The organism is Enterococcus sp. DIV2449a, assembly GCF_051711225.1.
Classification (GTDB): domain Bacteria; phylum Bacillota; class Bacilli; order Lactobacillales; family Enterococcaceae; genus Enterococcus_D; species Enterococcus_D casseliflavus.
Genome location: NZ_JBIOME010000001.1, coordinates 3,147,827 through 3,165,452, shown reverse-complemented (window position 1 = coordinate 3,165,452; position 17,626 = coordinate 3,147,827). Strand labels below are relative to the sequence as shown.

Annotated in this window: 14 protein-coding genes; all 14 read left to right on the top strand. The window is 45.1% G+C overall.

The annotated features are described in order from the left end of the window. Positions 1 to 46: 46 nt before the first annotated feature. Complete coding sequence (locus tag IGI76_RS15015; RefSeq protein ID WP_010749038.1) at positions 47 to 2,257, top strand: RelA/SpoT family protein; 2,211 nt, start codon at positions 47 to 49, stop codon at positions 2,255 to 2,257. Between the two features lie 6 nt (positions 2,258 to 2,263). After that, positions 2,264 to 2,710: a D-aminoacyl-tRNA deacylase gene (gene dtd / locus IGI76_RS15010; RefSeq protein WP_333718789.1), complete on the top strand. Its 447-nt coding sequence runs from the start codon at positions 2,264 to 2,266 to the stop codon at positions 2,708 to 2,710. A gap of 312 nt (positions 2,711 to 3,022) precedes the next feature. Then, a complete protein-coding gene (locus IGI76_RS15005) occupies positions 3,023 to 4,573 on the top strand; it encodes an FtsX-like permease family protein (protein WP_142962449.1) in 1,551 nt (516 codons plus the stop codon). A gap of 12 nt (positions 4,574 to 4,585) precedes the next feature. Beyond that, positions 4,586 to 5,260, top strand: a complete 675-nt coding sequence (locus tag IGI76_RS15000) for an ABC transporter ATP-binding protein (protein WP_010749041.1) — start codon at positions 4,586 to 4,588, stop codon at positions 5,258 to 5,260. Continuing rightward, positions 5,253 to 6,803 carry a PASTA domain-containing protein gene (locus tag IGI76_RS14995; protein ID WP_333718788.1) on the top strand — a complete coding sequence of 517 codons (1,551 nt, stop codon included), beginning with the start codon at positions 5,253 to 5,255 and terminating at the stop codon, positions 6,801 to 6,803. The genes IGI76_RS15000 and IGI76_RS14995 overlap by 8 nt, the downstream gene beginning before the upstream one ends. Positions 6,804 to 6,992: 189 nt before the next feature. Continuing rightward, positions 6,993 to 8,732, top strand: a complete 1,740-nt coding sequence (locus IGI76_RS14990) for an ABC transporter ATP-binding protein (protein WP_010749042.1) — start codon at positions 6,993 to 6,995, stop codon at positions 8,730 to 8,732. Next, complete coding sequence (locus tag IGI76_RS14985; protein ID WP_005227782.1) at positions 8,671 to 10,593, top strand: ABC transporter ATP-binding protein; 1,923 nt, start codon at positions 8,671 to 8,673, stop codon at positions 10,591 to 10,593. Before IGI76_RS14990 ends, IGI76_RS14985 begins: the two co-directional genes overlap by 62 nt. A gap of 200 nt (positions 10,594 to 10,793) precedes the next feature. Next, on the top strand, positions 10,794 to 11,288 hold the full coding sequence (locus IGI76_RS14980) for a methylated-DNA--[protein]-cysteine S-methyltransferase (RefSeq protein ID WP_333718787.1): 495 nt from the start codon (positions 10,794 to 10,796) through the stop codon (positions 11,286 to 11,288). A 103-nt stretch (positions 11,289 to 11,391) separates the two neighbouring features. Continuing rightward, positions 11,392 to 12,897 (top strand): phosphomannomutase/phosphoglucomutase, encoded by a 1,506-nt coding sequence (locus IGI76_RS14975; RefSeq protein WP_333718786.1) that lies wholly within the window; start codon positions 11,392 to 11,394, stop codon positions 12,895 to 12,897. Positions 12,898 to 12,916: 19 nt separating this feature from the next. Further along, positions 12,917 to 13,120 carry a hypothetical protein gene (locus IGI76_RS14970; RefSeq protein WP_005227790.1) on the top strand — a complete coding sequence of 68 codons (204 nt, stop codon included), beginning with the start codon at positions 12,917 to 12,919 and terminating at the stop codon, positions 13,118 to 13,120. A 158-nt stretch (positions 13,121 to 13,278) separates the two neighbouring features. Then, a complete protein-coding gene (gene sapR, locus IGI76_RS14965) occupies positions 13,279 to 13,953 on the top strand; it encodes a two-component system response regulator SapR (RefSeq protein ID WP_333718785.1) in 675 nt (224 codons plus the stop codon). Next, the gene (gene sapS / locus IGI76_RS14960; protein WP_010749047.1) at positions 13,950 to 14,987 is read left to right on the top strand and encodes a two-component system sensor histidine kinase SapS; all 1,038 of its coding nucleotides are present in this window, start codon (positions 13,950 to 13,952) and stop codon (positions 14,985 to 14,987) included. Before sapR ends, sapS begins: the two co-directional genes overlap by 4 nt. Before the next feature lie 115 nt (positions 14,988 to 15,102). Next, positions 15,103 to 15,969 (top strand): GRP family sugar transporter, encoded by an 867-nt coding sequence (locus IGI76_RS14955; protein ID WP_015510464.1) that lies wholly within the window; start codon positions 15,103 to 15,105, stop codon positions 15,967 to 15,969. Between the two features lie 23 nt (positions 15,970 to 15,992). Then, positions 15,993 to 17,378, top strand: a complete 1,386-nt coding sequence (locus tag IGI76_RS14950) for an APC family permease (protein ID WP_081116932.1) — start codon at positions 15,993 to 15,995, stop codon at positions 17,376 to 17,378. Positions 17,379 to 17,626 lie beyond the last annotated feature (248 nt).

Below are 17,626 nucleotides of genomic sequence, written 5' to 3'. Positions count from 1 at the left end.
TCTGCCTTTTTGATAGCACAAAAAAGAAAAGCAGGAGGCGGAATGAATGGCAAAAGAAGTTATATTGACCGGGCCCAATGTCATCAAATTGGTCGCTCATTATATGAGTGAAGAGCATGTTGCCTTTGTCCAAAAAGCATTAGATTACGCGACAGAAGCCCATAAAGAACAATTCCGTAAATCCGGCGAGCCTTACATTATTCATCCAATCCAAGTTGCGGGGATCTTGGCAGAATTGCAGATGGATCCTCATACCGTTGCAACTGGTTTTTTGCATGATGTCGTCGAAGATACCGATGTGACGTTAGCCGATCTGAAAGAAGAATTCGGTGCCGATGTAGCGATGCTAGTGGATGGCGTGACCAAGCTGGGTAAGATCAAGTACAAATCTCATGAAGAACAATTAGCAGAAAATCATCGAAAAATGTTGATCGCCATGGCGCAAGATTTACGGGTCATCATGGTCAAATTGGCTGACCGTTTACATAATATGCGTACGTTGAAACATCTGCGGGAAGACAAACAACGCCGCATCGCCCAAGAAACGATGGAAATCTATGCCCCATTGGCTCATCGTTTAGGGATCAGCCGCATCAAATGGGAATTAGAAGATATTTCTTTGCGTTATTTGAATCCACAGCAATATTACCGAATCGTGCATTTGATGCAGACCAAACGAGAAGAACGGGAATCCTACGTTTCCGAAACCGTGGAAGAGATTCGGATCGCTACGGAGGAACTAGATATCTATGCTGAGATCTATGGTCGACCAAAGCATATTTACTCGATCTATCGCAAAATGAAAGACCAAAAGAAACAGTTCAATGAAATTTATGATTTGTTGGCGATCCGAGTGATCGTTGACTCCATCAAAGATTGTTACGCGGTTTTGGGAACGATCCATACAAAATGGAAACCAATGCCTGGGCGGTTCAAGGACTATATCGCGATGCCAAAAGCCAACATGTACCAATCGCTGCATACGACGGTCATTGGTCCCAAAGGCAATCCTGTCGAGATCCAAATTCGAACCCATGAAATGCATGAGATCGCTGAATTTGGGGTTGCTGCGCACTGGGCCTATAAAGAAGGCAAGACCGAAAAAGTCAGAGCCGACAAGATGACCCAACAAGTTGGCTGGTTCCGAGAAATCTTGGAACTACAAGATGAAAGCTATGATGCTTCTGAATTTATGGAAGGTGTCAAAGGCGATATTTTCAGCGACAAAGTCTATGTTTTCACGCCAAAAGGTGATGTGACGGAGTTGCCTCAAGGCTCCAGTCCACTGGATTTTGCTTATAGCATCCATACCGACATCGGTAACAAAACCACCGGCGCCAAGGTCAACGGCAAGATGGTCCAATTGGACTACAAGTTAAAAAATGGGGACATTATCGAGATCTTGACCTCACCAAATTCCTTTGGTCCAAGCCGCGACTGGGTCAAACTAGTGGCTACCAGCAAAGCGAAGAACAAAATCAAACGATTTTTTAAAGCCCAAGATCGTGATGAAAACATCATCAAAGGGCATGAGGCAGTGGTTCGTACCTTACAAGATATGGGCTTTGTCCCGAAAGAATTTTTGACGAAAAGCAAAATGGCGGAAGCCTGCGAACGGTTCAATTATCAAACAGAAGATGATCTATTTGCCTCTGTCGGCTATGGGGAAGTCAGTCCCACGACCTTAGCCAACCGTTTGACCGAAGAAGAACGGCGCGAGAAACAAATCGAGAAGCAAAAGCAGCAAGTCCAAGAGATGATCAATCAACCGGCGAAAAAAGAACCAGAAAAAATGAAGGTTCGTCACGAAGGCGGCATTGTCATTGAAGGGGTCGATAACTTGTTGATCCGCATCTCCCGTTGCTGCAATCCAGTCCCTGGAGATTCGATCGTCGGCTACATTACCAAAGGCCGAGGGATCTCGATCCACCGCAGCGATTGTCCCAATGTTCAAAACAAAGACGCCGCGAACCGTTTGATCGATGTTGAGTGGGAAGATGCCACCGACATCAACAAAGAATACGATGCCGATCTTGAGATCTACGGTTATGATCGTTCTGGGTTGCTCAATGATGTCTTACAGACAGTCAACACTGTCACGAAGCGCTTAGTGAGTGTCGAAGCCAAAACCAATAAAGACAAAATGGCAACGATCCGCATCACGGTGGCGATTCAGAATTTGACCCATTTGAAATCGATCGTTGATAAAATCAAGCAGATTCCAGATGTTTACAGCGTCAGACGTACGAAGGGATGAGAAAGAATGCGGGCAGTGATCCAGCGAGTTAGTCAAGCAAGCGTGTCGATTGAGGAGAATATCGTCGGTGCGATCCAACAAGGGTTCATGGTTTTGTTGGGGATCACCCATGAGGATACAGGCGAAGATGTGGCTTATCTCGTAAGAAAAATCAAAAATCTGCGGGTTTTTGAAGACGAAGAAGGTAAAATGAATCGGTCACTGGAAAGTATAAATGGCGCCGTCTTGAGTATTTCACAGTTCACCCTCTATGGGGAGACCAAGAAAGGCAATCGCCCCAGCTTCATTCAAGCGGCACCGCCAAGTATTGCGATCCCGCTTTACGAAGCTTTTAATGAAGGCTTAAAAGCAGAAGGGATCACTGTTGCTACTGGAAAATTTGGTGCAGATATGCAAGTCGCCTTGGTCAATGATGGCCCGGTGACGATCGTGATCGATACGAAAGAAAAATAAGTGATACAAAACGAAGGATTTTCTCGCTGGGAAAGAGTGAGAGAATTCCTTCGTTTTTTTATACTCTCGAAAGCGCCAAGCATTTTTGATGGGATTCAAGTAAAATTTAAGTTGAAATCGGGAAATCTTACAAAACTGTTAGCAAAAATACTATTCTTTTATTTGTTATTTAACATCTTTTTCTTGTTCTTTTATAAGGGTTTTTAAATGGAAATATCGTTTGTACTCGTTTTTTAATATTTAAAATTCGAAAAACGATCCTTTATTGCGATTGTTCTTGAGGGAGAAGTATGGAATAATTGTTAAAAAATAATGTCACTGGAGGAAAAAACAATGAACTTTTGGCAGCGTGCATTAAAAAGTATCACCAGAAGAAAAGGGAAATCATTTATTTTATTTTTAGTTCTATTTATTCTAGGCAATGTGATCGCTGGTGCTGTAGCAATTCAACAATCCACTGCCAACGTGGAGCGAGAGACGAAACGCAAAATGGGGAACGTAGCTACGGTGGAAATGGATTGGGAAGGTTTTGAAAAAGAGCATGCAGATGCTTCGGACGAAGAGCGGTCTCAAGAAGATTTTTATCCGAAACCACCAGCGCTGGATGTTTATGAGCAAATCGGTCAGTTAAGCTATGTGAAATATTTTGATTACCAAAATCAAGCTTGGTTAGAAACAACAAAATTGAAAGCCTATACGCCGGAGGATGGCTCGGTTGGCATGGGTGGCAACTATTTCTCTTTGAAGGGCGGAAATTTGGTTGAGCCATTAGACATGCAAGAAGGCTTGATTCGCTTGGAGGAAGGCGAGGGATTAACAGAAAAAGATGTCAGTGAGTTGACGAATGCGGTATTGATCAGTAAAGAGATCGCAGAATTGAACAACCTGAGTGTCGGTGATCAATTGGTATGGGATACACGGGCAGAAGTCATGATGGAAGGTGGTTCAAGCGAGGGAGTGAGTGACGATAGTGAGGATGCGACGGACGAAACGGCTGAAAGTGGCAATCGTGTCGCAACCTTTGATTATCCTGTGACCATTGCAGGGATCTTTTCTGTCGTTAAAAAGGATCAAAGCAATCAAGGCAGTTCATCAGATCAAAGCAATTCTCAAAATAGTGATCAGATATGGCAAGTGATGGATCAAATCAACACCTTTTATGCTAGCAATAATTTAGTGCAAGATTTTAACAAATTGCAGTCTGAAAAGCTTTGGGGTCAAGAAGTGATCGAAGAAGAGTCAGACGCCTATTATCAACCGATCTTTGTCCTAAATTCAACGGATGACGTCGAAGCCTTTAAACAAGAAGCCGGTGCGTTATTGCCGCAATACTACCGCGTCATTGCCAATACGGATCAATACGAGCAGATCGCCGGTGGTTTTACTCGTTTAGGGGTGATCGCAAATTACATCGTAATCATTGCATCGATCGCAACCATCTTTATCATTTCCTTAGTGGTCCTACTTTTCTTACGAGATCGGAAACAAGAATTAGGCATCTATCTCTCCTTGGGGGAAAGCCGTGGGAAAGTCATTGGTCAGATCGTGATTGAAGTCTTGCTGGTTAGTTTAGCCGCACTGCTATTGTCCTTAGTGACCGGGAACTTATTAGGTGGGGCCGTTTCAAATACTTTGATGCAAAACGATTGGATGAGCAATCAAAATGAGATGGGCGGTGTTTATTCTGGCGGTTTGATGGCAGCTAATATTGATTACATGGATATCAAGAATGCTTATCAAGTGTCCTTCTCAGCCGGCTACATCATCACGTATCTGCTGTTAGGTTTAGGAACTGTCTTACTCTCAGCGATTTTACCGCTATTGTATATTTTACGCTTGAATCCAAAGAAAATCATGATGTAGGAGGAACCAACGATGACTTTATTAGAAACCAAAGCAGTCGATTACTATTACCAAGACGGCGATCAGCGTCGCTATATACTGAAAGAGACTTCTGTTTCTTTTGAAAAAGGCCGATTTTATGCCATCTTAGGTCAATCTGGTTCGGGAAAAACGACGTTTTTGTCCTTGATCAGTGCACTGGATAGTCCGAAAAGTGGGCAAGTATTATATGAAGGCACCGATATCGAAAAAATTGGGCATGAGAATTACCGCCGCGACGACATCAGTATCATTTTCCAAAGCTATAATCTGATTCCCTATTTGAGTGCAGTCGAAAATGTCTTAGTGCCGATGGCGATTACGAAAAATCAGCTGCCAGACAATCAACGAGAAGTGGCGTACAATTTGCTGGATTATATAGGCATCACTAAAGAAAAAGCCGATCGTCTCGTCAATCAATTATCTGGTGGGGAACAACAACGGGTAGCGATCGCCCGGGCGTTAGCCACCAATGTCGATATCATTTTAGCGGACGAACCAACCGGGAATTTGGATGAAGAAATGGAACAAGAAATCATCGATATCTTTAAAGAGCTGGCACACGTCCACAACAAATGTGTGATCGTCGTGACCCACGCCAACGAGATCGCTCAACAAGCGGATGAAGTCTTGTATTTACGTAAAGGTGTGTTGAGCAAACATGAGTGATTTTTTATCAAATTTTAGCCCGGACAACTATGATGGCAAAAAGAAACCCACGCCCGATCGCGAGAAAAAAACCAGCGAACCTGTCGGAGATCAAAACGCAAGTGGCGCGGAGCAAGCGGGCAAACCAGCAGAGCCGACGACGGTTCACCAATCAGAAGAGTCGACCGCTAGTGAGCCACTGAGTCGTTCGGCAGCCCGTCAACAAACACAGACGACTGAAGCAAAAGCGGCGAGTTCTTCGACGGAGAAGGTAGCATCAAAGGAACCAGTCAGCCGGTTTGGGAAAGAAGAAACGGAATTTGATCCGACCTACAAAAAGCGTAAGCAGAAAAAAATCTTGCTGATTGCCCTACTGACCGCCTTGGCGGTTACCGTGATTGGGATCGTCTACTATCAAATGACCCATGTGAAGGTGCCAGATTTCACTGCCCAAGATCTGTCAGAAGCGCGGACGTGGGGCATGGAAGAAGGCGTCGCTATCAAAGTAGAGCAAGAATATGATTTTGACAAAGACGTCAACCAAGTGATTGACCAAAGTGTTGACCCTGACAAAAAGATCAAGAAGGGTGCCACATTGACACTGACGGCGAGTCTCGGGCCTGATCCTGAAGAACGCTTAGAGCTGCCAGATTTTTCAGCGATGCAAGTGACCGAAGCAAAAGAATGGATCGCCAGCAATAAAGCCGAGAACCTCTCTTTGATCGAACAATTTGACGACAATGTAGCAGCAGAAGCCTTTATTAAACAAGAGGCGGCCAACAAAGAGCTTGATTTGGCGGAATACAAACGCAAAGACCGTTTGAGTGTCTATTATTCAAAAGGGAAAGAAGTCTTTGAAAAAAATATTGAAGTACCTGATTTTACGGGCAAAGCCAAGAGTGAAGCTTCTGAATGGGCGAAAAAGAATGACTTGAAATACAAAGAAGAAACCGTCTTTTCTGACAGTGTCGCCCTGGATCTGGTGGTTTCACAAGAACCAGTCAAAGGCAGCAAACTCGCGAAAAAAGATGAATTTGTGGTGAAGGTCTCAAAAGGCCAAGCATTGACCGTTCCAGATTTTTCACAATACACGATCGAAGAAGCCCAAGGACTAGAATCGAAAATCCCGCTGCAAGTCAGCACAGTCTATTCCGATCAAGTGGCGTATGGTAGTTTCTTGAGCCAGTCGGAAGAAGCAGGCAAAGAATACAGCGAAAGCGATACTTTGCCAACCGTCAAAGTCGTCTACTCATTAGGCCGACCATATTTAAAAGACATCCGTTTTCAAGCAACGGAAGGCGACTTGCCAAAACTATTCTTTGATGAATACAAATCAAAAGGCGCCAACGTCTATTACGAAATCTACTATGTCGATTCGGCGGAACCAAAAGGAACCGTTGTTGAAATGAGCCGCTACGGCGAGTTTATTCCCCTAGAAACGTGGGTCACCATCGGGATCAGCCGCGGCAATCTGCAAGGCAGTACCCAAACACCGCCGGCAGATGATGGCGGTGACGATGTCGATGAACCGATCAGTACCGCTGGTTCAAACGCTACCGAATAATCCTTACTAAGTGCTTTTTCAAACCGCATCAAAAAAGCAAGCACCCTTCTTTTTGGAAGGGTGCTTTTTACTTACTAATTGTAAAAAAAACACAAGCGAGCCGCTTGAAATCGCTGAGTCGATAAAGTAAACTTGATGGTAACGACAAAAAATGGCTCCGCAGTGCCATCTATAGAAGGGACGAAACAAATGATAAAAAAATTACTCGCGAATGTTGGCAGCTATAAGAAGGACAGCTTGCTGACCCCTGTGTATGTAGCAGGAGAGGTTGCCTTAGATGTCATTATGCCCCTGATCATGGCCATGATGATCGACCAAGGGATCGAAAAAGGAGACGCCGGTGTGATTCTAAGAGATGGCGGCTTGCTTTTTTTATGTTCCTTGATCGCATTACTTTTAGGAACGCTTGGCGGACGAACGGCAGCGATCGCTTCGGCTGGTTTTGCCCGCAACCTGCGGCACAATCTGTTTCGCCGAATCCAAGATTTTTCCTTTTCAAACATTGACCGCTTTTCTTCCTCCAGTTTGATCACCCGCTTGACCACTGACGTGACCAACGTCCAAAATGCTTACCAAATGATTATTCGTATTCTGGTCCGTAGTCCGTTAGTTCTGATTTTTTCACTTGCAATGGTTAGCACCATCAGTCCAGAACTTATGACGATCTATCTGGTTGTTTTACCGATCTTAGCGATTGGTCTGGCTTTAGTTATACGTTTTGCCCACCCGCTGTTTCTAAAAGTATTCCGCATTTATGACCGCCTGAATAATGTGGTGCAAGAAAATTTACAAGGGGTTCGCGTCGTGAAATCGTATGTTCGGGAAGAACAGCAAGAAGAACTGTTTGGCGAAGTGTCCACCGATGTTTATCGGAATTTCACGCTTGCGCAACGAATCGTCTCTTTCAACATGCCATTGATGCAATTTTCTGTCTATACGTGTATGCTGCTCCTGTCATGGTTTGGTGCTCAGCTGATCGTGGAACAAAGCAGCCTGACCACTGGGGAGTTAGTCAGCATGTTCAACTACACGATGCAGATTTTGATGAGCTTGATGATGATGTCGATGGCTTTCGTGCAGATTTTGATCGCACGAACGTCGGCAGAACGGGTCGTAGAAGTATTAGATGAAGAAAGTGACTTGAAAAATCCCGCCGATCCAGTCAAAGAGATCAAAGACGGCTCCATCGTTTTTGAGAATGTCGGCTTTAGTTACGCCAATGACAAAAACAAGCTGGCGCTGACGGATGCAAATCTGCGTATCGAATCCGGGGAAGTCATTGGAGTCATTGGCGGGACCGGGAGCGGAAAATCCACCCTCGTCCAGCTGATCCCGCGCTTATATGATGTGATTGAAGGGCGTGTCATCGTCGGCGGTCATGATGTTCGCGACTATGATTTAGAAGCATTGCGGGACCAAGTAAGTATGGTCTTGCAAAACAATGTCCTTTTTAGCGGCACCATCAACGACAATTTACGTTGGGGCAATGAAGAGGCGTCGGATGAAGAGATCCAGCGCGTGGCAACGATCGCACAAGCCGATCCCTTCATTCAAGAATTTCCTGATAAATATGAAACGCAGATCTCACAAGGAGGAAACAATGTTTCTGGTGGACAAAAACAACGGTTGACGATTGCTCGTGCCTTGTTGAAGAAACCGAAAATCTTGATTCTCGATGATTCTACCAGTGCCGTCGATACCAAAACCGACCGCAGTATTCGTGAAGGCTTGAAACGAGAAATCCCTGGAACGACGACGATCATTATTTCCCAACGGATCAATTCGATCGAAGACGCCGATCGGATCATCGTAATGGATGATGGCAAAATCAACGGCATCGGTACCCATGAAGAATTATTGGCAAACAATGCCATCTATCAAGAAGTGTACCATTCGCAGCAGAAAGGATTTGGTGAAGGTGAAGAATAGACAAGCAGCAAATCCCAAGCGCACATTGAAACGCTTATTGCGGACGATGTTTGGCGACTACAAAGGACAACTCCTATTCGTCGTTGTTATGATCTTATTAAGTGCCTTTGCCAACGTTCGCGGTTCGTTGTTTTTACAAGTCGTGATCGACGATCATATCACACCGCTTTTAGGGCAAGCCAATCCTGATTTTGGCGGCTTGTTTCGGGCGATCGTTCAAATGGCGATCATCTACCTGATTGGGATTTTGGCCGCACTGATCTATAACTTTATGATGGTCAAGATCAGTGAGGGGACGCAGAAAAAAATCCGTGACCAAATGTTTACGCATATGCAGTCTCTACCCGTCGGTTACTTTGATGCCCGCTCAGATGGCGACATCATGAGTCACTTTACCAACGATACGGATACGTTGCGCCAAATGATCTCCCAAAGTATTCCAAACTTGATGATGGCGGCGGTAACCTTTTGTTCTGTCTTTATCGCTATGTTCTCCATCAGTGTCCCATTGACTTTGTTCGTGATGCTGTCGATTATTTTGATGCTGAATGTGATCCGCATCATTTCTCGCCGCAGCGGCCGCTTCTTTGGCGCACAGCAACGAGATTTAGGCGCTGTCAACGGGTATATCGAAGAAATGATGCACGGGCAAAAAGTCGTCAAGATCTTCAATCATGAAAAAATCGTCATGGAAGAATTTGATGCCTTAAATGACCAACTACAAGAAAGTGCCACTAAAGCCAATGTCAATGCCAATACCTTGATGCCGATCATGATGAACTTACTGAATGTCCAATATGTCTTGATCGCCATCATTGGGGGCCTGTTTGCCATCAATGGTGTTTCTGGCCTAACGGTCGGGATGATCGCTTCTTTCTTGCAACTGAGCCGTTCATTGAATGGCCCTATCAGCCAGGTGTCACAACAAATCAACTTTGTGATCATGGCATTAGCCGGTGCTGAGCGGATCTTCCATCTATTAGATGAAACGCCAGAAATCGATCATGGCTACGTCACACTGGTCAATGCCAAATGGTCGCAAGGTCAGCTAGTTGAAACCAAAGAACGAACAGGCACGTGGGCGTGGAAACATCCCCACGAGGATGGGACCATTACCTATACGGAAGTGACGGGAGACGTGCGATTTGAAGATGTTGATTTCGGCTATGTCGACAATCAACTGGTCTTACATGATATCAATCTGTATGCAGAGCCTGGGCAAAAAGTTGCTTTTGTCGGTGCCACAGGTGCTGGTAAGACAACGATCACCAATTTGATCAATCGGTTCTACAACATCCAAGACGGGAAGATTCGTTATGATGGCATCAATATTGAAAAAATCCATCTTGAATCCCTGCGCCGCTCCTTAGGGATCGTGTTGCAAGACACCCATTTGTTTACTGGAACGATTCGCGAGAATATTCGCTTCGGAAAACTGGATGCTAGTGATGAAGAAGTGCTGGCAGCGGCGAAATTAGCCAATGCCGACATGTTTATCAACCACTTGCCAGAAAAATACGACACCGTGATCACGGGCGATGGCGAAGGGCTTTCCCAAGGGCAACGTCAGCTGTTGGCAATTGCGCGGGCAGCGATCGCTGATCCGCCAGTGATGATCTTAGACGAAGCCACCTCAAGCATCGATACCCGTACAGAGCGGATCGTCCAATCAGGGATGGACCGTTTGATGTCTGGACGGACCGTGTTTGTGATCGCCCATCGATTGTCTACGATCCAAAACTCCGATGCCATCATGGTGATGGATCATGGCCGTATCATTGAGCGGGGGACTCATGAAACGCTATTGGCGGAAAAAGGCACCTATTATCAGCTCTATACTGGAAAAATCGAATTGGATTGATCCTGCCATGGCTACGGCTTGAAGCTGCAGCGACTGGCGATCTACCTATTTTTCCCTTGTTTGCAACGACCGATTGGCAGTAAGCCAGTCGGTTTTTTTGCGCAGCTCGAAAAAATGGTATACTGTCACTGAGACAGCCGCACAACGGCGGCAGCACATAAGCAGTTGTGCTGCGAAAATGGATTCCATGAGGTGAAAACATGAAACTAGCATTGGCAAAGATCGTTTTAGATGATGAGTGGTATGAAGTGGTCCAATCGGAAAAAGGGTTAGTTTATTTTGGTCGGCAGCAGGATCATCATGAATTACTCAAGTTCTTTCCATTGGCTGAAATCACTAGTACAGCTGACCTTGATCCAGTAATTGAAGCGCAGCTGCAAGCGTATTTTGCAGGGGAACCAGTGACATTTACTTTTGCGTTTGATTTTGTCGGGACACCATTTCAACAAACCGTTTGGCAAGCACTGACCCAAATTCCTTATGGGCAAACCACTACGTATAGTGACTTGGCGCTGCGCATTCAACGACCGACTGCTGTCCGCGCTGTCGCAAATGCAGTGGGGCGTAACCCGATGATGATCGTGGTTCCTTGTCATCGGGTGTTAGGAAAAAACGGCCGCTTGACGGGGTACCGGGGCGGGTTAGCAACCAAACGCCGACTACTGCAACTGGAAGGGATTCCGTTTAAAGAGTAAGGGAAGCAAACTATTTATAGTAAAAAATACTAAAAAGCAATTTCATTTCCTTTTTTCTCTGGTATAATAAAATTGATTCCGGTTACAAGAAGGGGTGGAGGAAATGAACATCGTTGATTTGCAAAATGGTTCTGATATTCGAGGAATTGCGATCGCAACAGAAAAAGAGCAGGTGACACTGACAGAGCAAGCGGTTCGGCAAGTTGCTTCGGGCTTGCGCAACTGGTTGGCAACAAAGGGCAGCGGTCCTTTTCGCGTGGCAGTCGGTCGTGACAGTCGCTTGAGTGGCGAAGCACTGCAAGAAGTGTTGATGGCACAGCTGCAGCAAGAAGGTGTGGCAGTGATCGATTGCGGCTTGGCAACGACACCTGCCATGTTTATGAGTACACAGTTTGCGGATTTCGACTGTGATGCTGGTGTGATGCTGACAGCGAGTCATTTGCCTTATTACTTTAATGGAATAAAAATTTTCAGCCGCCAAGGCGGTGCCGAAAAAACGGATATCCACTATATTTTGTCCCACACTACCGTTCATGAGGCAGCGGAAAAAGGAAGCTATCAGCAAAAAGACTTGCTGACGCCTTATGCCCAAGATCTACTGCAAAAAATTCGCCAAGGGATGGGAACCAATGAGGAAAAACCTTTGGCTGGATTAAAGATCATTGTTGATGCAGGCAATGGTGCCGGCGGCTTTTTTGCTCAAAAAGTGTTGCTGCCGCTGGGAGCAGATACGAATGGCTCGCAATTTTTAGAACCGGATGGGCATTTTCCCAATCATATCCCGAATCCAGACAATAAAGAGGCGATGGCAAGTATTCGCGAAGCCGTCTTGCGGGAACAAGCTGATTTAGGCATTATTTTCGATACCGATGTCGACCGCTCGGCGGTCGTGACCAAAAGCGGTGAGCCCTTGAACCGCAACAATATGATCGCTGTATTAAGCAAGATCATCTTAGCGGAACACCCTGGCACGCGTATCGTCACCAATTCGCCAACCTCTAATCATTTAAAAACCTTTATCGAAGCACTGGGAGGGCAGCAAGTACGCTATATTTCTGGCTACCGCAATGTGATCAACAAAGCGATCGAATTGAATGAAGCAGGACTGGACACACAGTTAGCCATCGAAACCAGCGGGCATGCCGCGTTTAAAGAAAATTTCTTTTTAGATGACGGGGCGTACGTGATCGCCAAGCTCTTGATGATGCTGCCTCAATTGCAACAGCAAGGCACGACACTGGATGAGCTGATCGCGGCGTTGCAACAACCCGCCGAGACCCAAGAATTGCGCTTTGCGATCCAAAAAGACGACTATCAAGACTATGGTCGCCAAGTGATCAAGGCGCTAGCCGATCATTTGCTGCCAGGATGGCAGATCGATCCAGAAAATGAGGAAGGCATTCGCATCAACTTGACAGCGCCTTATGGCCAAGGCTGGTTCTTGCTGCGAATGAGCCTGCACGAGCCACTGCTGGTGCTGCAGATCGAAAATGATGAAGCGGGTCATCTACCGGCAGTCGTTCAAGCGATCGGTCGCTTTCTATCGCAGTATGAAGCCATCGATCAAAGCAAACTGACACAGTTTTTAGCACAGCAACCAAAAATTTGAAGAAAAGCAGGGAACTAAAATGGTGATCTTGATGCTGCTGATCATGGCAGTGACGTATGGTGTGAATTTTTTCTTGTTTCGTTACTTGAACAAACGACCAAAAATCGATGTCGTTGAACGGTTATCAATGTTATTAGGTGTCAACATGAGTGTGCTTTTTTTCGATGGGATCTTATTGTTTATCGGTAAATTACTGATCGAGACGGTAGAGATCATCGAATAACCCAATAGACATTTTTGCTTTGCCTCGCCACTGGCTTCTACCGTCAGTGGCGAGGTTTTTTAGGGTTTGCTAAAAACGGCGATTAATGTTCGCATTCGTTTTTGATATTTGATAAAGTAAAGAGGAGAAAATTACACAAAGTGAGGGAATTCACGGATATGGCAAAAATAATGGTAGTAGAAGATGAAGCGGTGATTCGCCAACTAATTATCGAAGAACTAGAAAAATGGCAGTTTGAGACCTTTGGCACGACGGATTTCCATCAAGTGTTGACTGACTTTGAAGAACAAGAGCCCCAACTGATTTTACTGGATATCAACTTGCCGGTTTTTGATGGCTACTATTGGTGTCAAAAAATTCGCGAAGCTTCCAAAGTACCAATCATTTTTATTTCTAGCCGCAATACCAATATGGATATGATCATGGCCATGAATATGGGAGCGGACGATTTTGTGACAAAACCTTTTGAGATCGACGTTCTGATTGCAAAAATCAATGCGCTGCTGCGCCGTTCCTACAACTATGTAGAAAGTAGCAGTGAAACGTTAGTGCATAACGGTTTGACCCTCAATATCGACAATAGCAGCATGTACATCAGTGGCGAAAGCATCGATCTTAGCAAAAACGAATACCGCCTGCTGTATATTTTGATGAAAAATCACGGCAAGATTTTAAGTCGGGAAAAACTCTTGCGGGCCTTATGGGATGACGAGCGATTTGTAGACGACAATACCTTGACGGTCAATATCAATCGTTTGCGACGAAAAATCGAACAAGCGGGGATGAACGGCTACATTGAGACCAAAGTTGGTCAAGGGTATATCGTACCATGACAAAGTGGCGGGTTTTGCGCAGTTTTTTGAAAGATCGTTGGCTGCTGTTTATCGGTTGGCTAGTCTTTTTCGTGTTGACGGTCTTAGTTTTTTGGCTGACTCCTCATTCCCCGATGGATTGGGGCACAGTCGGCTATCTCTTTTTAATGCAAAGTGTCTTGATGGTGTTCTTTTTAGCAGTCAGCTACTTATCCAAGCGGCGTTTTTGGCAAAAAATCACTCCCAAGCCTGGAGACAGCTTGCTGCAAAACTACTTGCAAGGAGCACGCTCGGCGGAAGAAGAACGGATCGAATCCTACATCAATCAGTTGATCCGAGAGCACCAAGAATTGATGCAGCAAGTCGTCAGCAATCAAGAAGAACAAAAGGAATACATCGATTCGTGGGTCCATGAGATCAAAGTCCCTTTAGCTGCATCACGATTGCTTTTGCATTCGATCGAATTTGATATTCCCGATGAAAAATTCATCTTACTAGAAAATGAATTGAACCGCATGAACGAATACGTCGAGCAAGTCTTATACGTCGCCCGCTTAGACAGCTTTTCAAAAGATTATCTGGTCCAAGAAATTTCATTGAAAGCCGTCATCCAGCCAGTTTTACGCAGTCAGGCCAATTATTTTATCCAAAAGAACCTGCACTATGCCGTTGAAGGCGAGGATCAGCAAGTGTTGACCGATGAAAAATGGCTCGGCTTTATCTTTCGACAGCTGGTCAGCAATGCCGTGAAGTACACACCACAAAATGGGCAGCTGACGATTCGGATCGAAAAAGATGCCCAAGGGACCTATCTCCACTTGCAAGATAGTGGGATCGGCATTCCTAAAGAAGATATGCGGCGCATCTTTGATAAAGGCTTTACGGGCGAAAATGGGCGCCAAACGGACACCCACTCGACGGGATTGGGGCTCTTTTTAGCGAAAAGTTTAGCGAAGGAATTAGGCATCGAGCTAACGGCTTCGTCGACAGTTGGAAAAGGAACCACCATGACGCTGTTCTTTCCGTTGTTGAGTTATTATGAGGAAAAACGCTAATCTGCTTTTTTTCGAGTATCTTTTTGTGTTTTTTGACAAAAATCACTTGTCCCTAGAACGTTTTCACTGATACACTAAAGCCTGTGTTTAAAATTGAATGGTAAGGATGAATGAAATGGAGATACTCGTTGCATTAGTACCAATGTTTGCGTGGGGCAGCATTGGTTTAGTAAGTGCCAAACTTGGCGGGGATGCGAACCAGCAAACGCTAGGAATGACGATTGGTGCCTTTTTCTTTTCGCTGGTCGTATTTTTTGTGACGATGCCAGTGATTGATGGAAAGGTGATTTTGATCGGTCTTTTGTCTGGTCTTTTTTGGTCCGTCGGTCAAAACGGTCAATTCCATGGCATGAAATATTTAGGTGTGTCTGTTGGACTGCCGCTTTCAACCGGCATGCAGCTGATTTTAAATACAGTCGCAGGTGCATTGTTTTTTGCAGAATGGACACAGACCCGCGATTATGCACTAGGTGTTAGCGCATTGATCTTGTTGGTGATCGGGGCGTATCTGACCGCTCGTCAAGATGGCGAAAGTCCGGTAGAAGCTGGCAGCAAGATGCTTGATTTTCCTAAAGGATTTCGGGCATTGATTTCATCAACGATCGGTTACGGCGCCTATACGATTTTGATTACTTGGGCAGGATTGGACCCCTTGGCGATCATTTTGCCACAAAGTGTCGGGATGCTGATCGGTGCCAGCCTATTTGCTTTAAGGAAGACGAAGGTCGACCGTTTTGTAGGGAAAAATACTTTGTCAGGGTTGTTATGGGGCATCGGAAATGTCTGCATGCTGATCACGGTTCAGCAAGTCGGACTCGCGGTGGGCTTCTCATTGTCGCAGATGGGGATCATCATTTCAACGCTAGGCGGGATTTTTATTCTCGGCGAAAAGAAAACCAAGAAAGAACTGCGTTATGTGGTGATTGGTTGTCTGCTGGTGATTATCGGTGGTGTTTTGCTGGGGTATATGAAAGCAACATAAACTTATATTTTTGAGGAGGAGTTATGGATTTATTTCGAAAAAAAGTCATACAACGGGAAAGTGTGACGAATTTAAAAAAAGAGTTGAAGTTAAAAGATTTGATTATGTTGGGGATCGGCGCCATTATCGGCACAGGTATCTTTGTTGTTACAGGGACTGCTTCTGCTGAGTATGCCGGACCGGCATTGATTCTTTCCTTTGTTGTAGCTGGTATCGTTGTTGTGTTATCAGGGCTTTCTTTTGCGGAATTTGCTTCTCGGATCCCTGTTTTAGGGGGCGCCTATTCGTATCTGTATGTCGTTTTTGGTGAATTTACCGCGTGGCTGGCAGGCTGGTTTTTGATTTGCGAGTTCTTATTGGCCGTTTCTTCGGTGGCATCTGGCTGGTCAGGCTATGTGCAAGGTTTCTTGGCCAGTGCGGATATCCATTTACCAACCGCTTTGACGGGCGGTTATGATCCAAGCAAGGGGACCTACATTGATCTGATTGCTGGTTTAGTCATTATTTTTGTAACCTTATGGGTCAGCCAAGAAGCGAAAAAAGCGTTGCGTTTGAATAATGCCATGGTATGGGTGAAATTCGGCGTGATCCTCTTGTTTATCGTCTTTGGTGCCTTTTTCGTGGAACCAGACAACTGGCAGCCCTTTATGCCCTTTGGTTTTTCAGGCGTCTTTAATGGTGCAGCGTTAGTCTTCTTTGCTTTTCTTGGCTTTGATGCCGTCGCAATGGCGGCGGAAGAAGTTGAAGATGCAAAGAAAAATGTCCCTCGGGGGATCATTGGGTCCATTGCGATCGCAACAGTCCTTTATATCATTGTCACACTGATCATGACGGGAATCGTGCCGTTTGCTGAATTAGGAGTCAATGATCCGGTGGCTTTTGCGATGCGTTATGTCGGTCATGGAGTGGTCGGATCAATCATTTCCGTAGGGGCGATCTTGACCTTATTAACAGTGACGATCGCTATGATGTACTCTTTGGCGCGTCTGTTATATGCCATCAGTAAAGATGGGTTATTGCCAAAAGCCATGCAAGCCATCGATCCTAAGCATAAAACACCAAAGAAAGCGACCTACATCGCTGGTGTTTTTGCTTTCTTCTTTGCGGCAGCTTTCCCGTTGAATATCTTGGCAGAATTGACCAACATTGCGGCATTGTCGTATATGATCTTAATGTCCTTAGGGATCATCAAGCTGCGGAAGATGATGGGGCCACCTGCTAAAGGTGAATTTAAAGTACCCCTGGTACCGTTATTGCCTTTGTTGTCCGTTGCCAGCTGTCTCTTCTTGATGACCCGTCTACAAACGGCGACCTGGATCGTTTTTGGGATCTCCTTAGTGATCGGAATCGCGATCTATTTTGTATATGGCTATCGTAACAGCGAATTAAATGAGAAAATTGACGAATAGGATTGTGAAAAGGCAAAGACCCAGATGTGGTCTTTGTCTTTTTTTGTTAACTATAGCAAAGCCTCCCAAAGAAATCTTTTGGGAGGTATGTTCTTTTGTCATTCACATTCTGATGATTGCTGGAGTCGATCATTGAAACAACAGTCTTTTTTATCAAACGTTCCCTAGGATTCTGCTTTTTTTGAAAAAATTTGCAAATGACAGATTCACTAAAGGTTCATCCAGTATGCTTTTGTTAGAGAAAAAAA